Source organism: Streptomyces sp. NPDC006265 (assembly GCF_040613555.1).
Classification (GTDB): domain Bacteria; phylum Actinomycetota; class Actinomycetes; order Streptomycetales; family Streptomycetaceae; genus Streptomyces.
Genome location: NZ_JBEXSH010000681.1, coordinates 1 through 5,075, shown reverse-complemented (window position 1 = coordinate 5,075; position 5,075 = coordinate 1). Strand labels below are relative to the sequence as shown.

The following is a 5,075-nucleotide window of genomic DNA, read 5'->3' as shown; positions in this document are numbered from 1 at the left end:
GGCCGACCGGGACGCGGCCCGCACCCTGGTCCGTATCGGCGCGCTCGACCCTGCCCACGTACGGCGCCCCTCTGCTCGCCCGCCTCGCCGGCACGGGCGAACAACGCACCGAGGCCGCCCTGGACGCCTCCTGGACGTGGCCCTGCTGGAGGAGACGACCTACGGCCGCTATGCACCGCACGACCTGGTGCGTGACTTCGCCCGTGAAGGGGCCCGAGCGCAGGACACCGCCACTAGCGCAGACGCCGCGCTGCACTGGTACGCCGCCGTCGCCGAGCGGGTCCTCGCCGCGATCGTGGAACCCGGCCCCGGCCGGGAGGACCGCCGCCGACCCACCCCGAGTCAGCCGGGCGGCCATGCGGCCCCCGTCGGCGCCGTCGCCCCCTTCGCCACTGCCGAAGAGGCCTTCGCCTGGGGGGACAGGGAGCTGGAGAACGTCGTCGCCCTGGCCGGGCGGTACGCGGACGATCCCTCCGGACAGCGCGCGGCCCTGGTCTCCATGCTCGTCCGGCTGATCTTCCCGTTCGCACATCGCCGGGGGCGCGTCGCCGAGATGGAGGTGCTGGGGCAGGCCGGTCTCCGGGTGGCGCGGCGGCTCGGTGACGCGGCGGCGGAGGCGTAGCGCTGGTCGATCTCGCCGGGCTGCGCTTCCTTACCGGGCGGCAGAAGGACGCCCTCGCCCTCAACGACAGCGCGCTCGCCATCTGGCGGTGGCTGGGCCACCCCTCCTGGATCCGCCGCTGCCTCAACAACCGCGGACTGCTGCTGGACGGGCTCGGCCGGCACACCGAAGCCGGCGAGGTACTGGAGCGGAGCCTGGAGTACGCACGGCGGCTGGACGACCCGTACGGCGAAGCCGTCACCCACAGCCACCTCGGCAACCTCGTCGAGCACACCGACCCGCGGGCCGCCATCGAGCGGCACCGGCGTTCACTCGCCCTCGGGGACGAGATCGGTGCCGTGATCGTGCGGCACTCCGCGCACTGCAACATCGGGTACGCGCATCTGCGGCTCGGCCAACCGGCCGCCGCCCTGCCGCACTTCGAGGAGAGCCTGCGCATCCTCGGCGGGCACGGCGACTGGCACGGCGAGTCCCAGACCCGGCTCGGCCTGGTCCGGGCCCTGCGTCTGCTGGGGCGCGACGGGCGGGCCGCCCGCGAGTGCGCCGAGTGCTCGGCCGGGCAGTAGCCCGCGCCGACCACTACACCGGCGCTCTCGCCCCCCCACCAGCACGGGCTGCTGCTGTGCGAGCGGGGGCACATCGGCGAGGCGCGCGAGGAGTGGAGCTCCGCACTGGCGGCGCTGGAGGGCACGGACGAGCAGGCGGTGGTCACGGAGCTGCGTGAGCTCCTGGCGTGCCCTGTCTGATCACTTGGCGTCCGCGTAGCACTCCACCACCGCCGTCGTGAACGGGAATCGCACCGGTGTCTCCCCGAAGGTCAGGCGGCCGGCCAGGTCCGCCGCCTCGCGGATCGCCGCCACAACCACTTCCGTCTCCTCCTCGGGGCAGTGCACGATGACCTCGTCGTGCTGGAAGAAGACCAGTTCGGCCGCCAGTTCGGCGCAGGTCCTGCGCAGCGCGGCGAGCAGGAGCAACGCCCAGTCGGCGGCACTGCCCTGGACGACGAAGTTGCGGGCGAAGCGGCCTCGGGCGCGGGCGTTGGTGGAGGCGTACCCGGGCACCCATTGCCCGCCGTCCGGCTGGTCGTCCTCCCCGGAGCCGGAGCCTACGGCAGCGGTCGGGATGCCCGCCTCCTCGCTCGCGTCGTCCGTCCCCCGGGCCGCGGGCGGGCAGGTCCGGCCGAGCCAGGTCCGTACGAGCCGGCCCTCCTCGCCGGCCCGGGCCGCGTCGTCGACGTACGCCACCGCCCTGGGGAAACGGCGTCGAAGCGCGGCGAGGTTCTTCAGGCCGTCACCGGAGGTCTGGCCGTAGACGGCGCCGAGCACGGCGAGTTTGGCCTGGGAGCGGTCGCCGGAGAAGGCGCGGTCGGAGACGGACTGGTACAGGTCGCTCTCCCGGCCGGCCACCTCCATCAGCCCGGGGTCTCGGGAGATCGCGGCGAGGACGCGCGGCTCCATCTGGTCGGCGTCGGCGACGACGAGCCGCCAGCCGGGGTCGGCGACCACGGCCCGCCGGATCACCTTGGGGATCTGGAGCCCGCCTCCGCCGTGGGTGACCCAGCGCCCGGTCACCGTCCCGCCCGCGAGGAACTCGGGGCGGAAGCGGCCCTCGCGGACCCAGTCCTGGAGCCAGGACCAGCCGTGGGCGACCCAGATGCGGTACAGCTTCTTGTACTCGATCAGGGGTTTCACGGCGGGGTGGTCGACCGACTGGAGCTCCCAGCGGCGGGTCGAGGAAACCTTGATCCCGGCCTGGGAGAAGGCCTTGACCACGTCGGCGGGCAGATCGGGGCGGACGCGTCTGCCGAAGGCGGCGGACACCTCGTCGGCGAGCTCGGCCAGGCGGCGCGGCTCGCCGCCGCCCGCGTACCGCTCGCCCAGCAGGTCGTGCAGCAGTGCGCGGTGCACCTGCGCGCTCCAGGGCAGCCCGGTGCGGTTCAGTTCGGCGGCCACCAGCATGCCCGCCGACTCGGCGGCCGTCAGCAGCCGCATGCGGTCGGGGTGCCCGGCAGTCTCGTGCCGCCGCTGCTGCTCGGCGTAGACCGCGAGGAGGTCCGGCAGGGGCAGGTGGACGCCCTGGGGCTCGAACAGCGAGGACTGGGAGCCCGGTTCGGCGGAGCGCTGCGGTGGATCGGGTGGCACGGGGCCGCCGCGCAGCCGGGCCAGCGCGGCCGCGGCCGAGCGCGGTTGCCCGTACCGCCCCTCGTGGCCGAGGAGGAGGGTCTCGGCGGCCTCGATGTCGTAGCACCGCTCGGCTCGCACCCCCGTGGCGAGCAGGCGCGGGTAGACCTCGGCGGTGGACCGCCACACCCACCGCGTGACGCCGGGACGGCTCCGGACCGCCTCGGCGGGATCGGCCTCCCGCCGCACCGGGCCGGCGGGCAGCCCGTCCGGACCGAGGGGGGCGACGTCCACGCCACCGTCCTCGGCCGGAGCGAGCGCCCACCGGTCGGCCATGCTGCGAGTGTGCCAGGGGGGTCTGACAACGCCCTGCTGCCGTCGGCCGCCGTCAGGACTCGTCCAGCACCTCCTTCTGCGCCTGCACGATCTTCTCCAGCACCGCCGCGACGTACCGCTCGGTCCGCTCCTTGCCGATGCCGAGGCCGCTGAGGACGCCCTCGCCGTTCTCGTGCTCCAGCAGCGCGAGCAGGATGTGCTCGGTGCCGATGTAGTTGTGGCCGAGGCGCAGGGCCTCGCGGAAGGTGAGCTCCAGGACCTTCTTGGCGGCCTGGCCGTACGGCACCAGCTCCGGGACCTCGTCGACGGCGGGCGGGAGCGCCGCCGTGGCCGCCTCGCGGACCGTGTCGAGCGGGACGCCCTGCTCGACGATGGCCTTGGCGGCGAGCCCGTCGGGCTCGGCCAGCAGTCCCAGGACGAGGTGCTCGGGCACGCCCTCGGCGTTGCGCGCGGCTTTGGACTCGCTGTGGGCGGTCATGACCACGTTCCGCGCGCGCACCGTGTAGCGGCTGAAGCCCTGGCTGGGGTCGAGGTCGGCCGACTCCTTCGGCACGAACCGCTTCTGGGCCGCCTGCCGGGTGACGCCCATGCTCTTGCCGATGTCGGTCCAGGACGCGCCGGAGCGCCGGGCCTGGTCGACGAAGTGGCCGATCAGGTGGTCGGCCACGTCGCCCAGGTGGTCCGCGGCGATCACCGCGTCCTGGAGCTGGTCCAGCGGCTCCTCGTGGACCTTCTTGATGGTCGCGATGAGGTCGTCGAGACGGATGGATGACGTGGTGTCGGGGTTCGTCATATGTCAACCGTAGGTTGCGCTCCTATAGCTGTCAACCTCGGGTTGACGCTCTCTCGTCGCTGCCGGCCTTCCGTCATGGCGTGGCACCATCGGCCCGTGAGTACGTCCACCACCGTCGACCGCGCGTTCGAAGCGGCCCTCTATGCCTCCGGCGAGACGGCCCTGGACACCGGCGCATCCCTACTCGCCTCCGACCCGGCGGCGGACGCCGAACTCGACCGGCGCGGACAGGAGTTCGTGGCCACGGCCTGGCGGCGCGGCTGGCAGCCGGCCGACGTCGTACGGATCGTCCGGCGCGAGCTGGACGACATCCACGCGCTCCTCGCCGCCGGGCTGATCCGCGCCCAGGCGCCTGACGACGGACCCCGGGGCCGCCGCTGGAACGCCCAGCTCGCGGCGCTCCCCGCCGACGCCCCGTCCCGCCCCGACCGTTTCTCGTACGCCACCGCCGTGCTGGAGCTGTACCGCCTGCTGCTGCGGCTGCCCTCCCTGGAGGCCCTGGAGGAGGCGCCCGGGGAGGCACGGACCGAGTCCCGCATGCTCACCCGCATCCGTGCCCTGCTCGCCAAGGCCGAGGCCACCGGGTTCCCCGAGGAGGCGGAGGCGCTCAGCGCCAAGGCGCAGGAGCTGATGGCCCGGCACAGCGTCGACGAGGCGCTGCTCGCGGCGCGGGCGCCCTCGCCGGACACGCCCGGGGCCTGCCGGATCGGGGTCGAGCCGCCGTACGAGCAGGCCAAGGCGGTGCTGCTGGACGCCGTCGCCGGCGCCAACCACTGCCGGGCGGTGTGGAACGAACTCCTCGGCTTCTCCACCGTCGTCGGCTTCGAAACCGACTTGGAGGCGGTCGAACTCCTCTACACTTCGCTCCTCGTGCAGGCCACGACCGCGATGACGACGGCGGAGGCCGCGCAGCGGGCGGGCGGCCGCAAGCGCACCAAGACGTTCCGCCAGTCGTTCCTCGCGGCCTACGCCCACCGCATCGGCACCCGTCTGGCGGCCGCGGCAGAGACCCAGGTGACCGACGACCTGCTCCCGGTCCTCGCCTCCCGCGAGGTCGCCGTCACCGGGCGGCTGGACCGGATGTTCCCGGAGACGGCCACGACCCGGCTGCGCGGGGTGCGGGACGCGGCGGGCTGGACGGCCGTCCGGACGTCGCCGGGCACGACGTGCGCGCGGTCCGCGAGGTCGCCGCCCGTGCGCAGTC

Annotated in this window: 4 protein-coding genes and 2 pseudogenes; 4 read left to right on the top strand and 2 right to left on the bottom strand. The window is 74.2% G+C overall.

Features of this window, described 5'->3' with window-relative positions:
• From ABZ281_RS37350 to ABZ281_RS37340, 3 genes and pseudogenes are all read left to right on the top strand, one after another.
• Positions 1-622 (top strand): annotated as a pseudogene (locus ABZ281_RS37350) (hypothetical protein); the annotation flags it as partial.
• A gap of 2 nt (positions 623-624) precedes the next feature.
• Positions 625-882, top strand: a pseudogene (locus tag ABZ281_RS37345) (tetratricopeptide repeat protein); the annotation flags it as partial.
• Positions 883-960: 78 nt separating this feature from the next.
• Positions 961-1,188: a tetratricopeptide repeat protein gene (locus ABZ281_RS37340; RefSeq protein ID WP_356662481.1), complete on the top strand. Its 228-nt coding sequence runs from the start codon at positions 961-963 to the stop codon at positions 1,186-1,188.
• Between the two features lie 180 nt (positions 1,189-1,368).
• Here the strand turns inward: ABZ281_RS37340 and ABZ281_RS37335 are convergent, their stop codons facing one another.
• Together ABZ281_RS37335 and ABZ281_RS37330 are read right to left on the bottom strand one after the other, a co-directional pair.
• The gene (locus tag ABZ281_RS37335) at positions 1,369-3,078 is read right to left on the bottom strand and encodes a bifunctional 3'-5' exonuclease/DNA polymerase (protein ID WP_356662480.1); all 1,710 of its coding nucleotides are present in this window, start codon (positions 3,076-3,078) and stop codon (positions 1,369-1,371) included.
• A gap of 52 nt (positions 3,079-3,130) precedes the next feature.
• Positions 3,131-3,871, bottom strand: a complete 741-nt coding sequence (locus ABZ281_RS37330; RefSeq protein WP_356662479.1) for a Clp protease N-terminal domain-containing protein — start codon at positions 3,869-3,871, stop codon at positions 3,131-3,133.
• A 96-nt stretch (positions 3,872-3,967) separates the two neighbouring features.
• Here ABZ281_RS37330 and ABZ281_RS37325 point away from each other — a divergent pair.
• The coding region (locus ABZ281_RS37325) for a DUF2786 domain-containing protein (RefSeq protein WP_356662478.1) at positions 3,968-5,075 on the top strand (1,108 nt) is incomplete at its 3' end.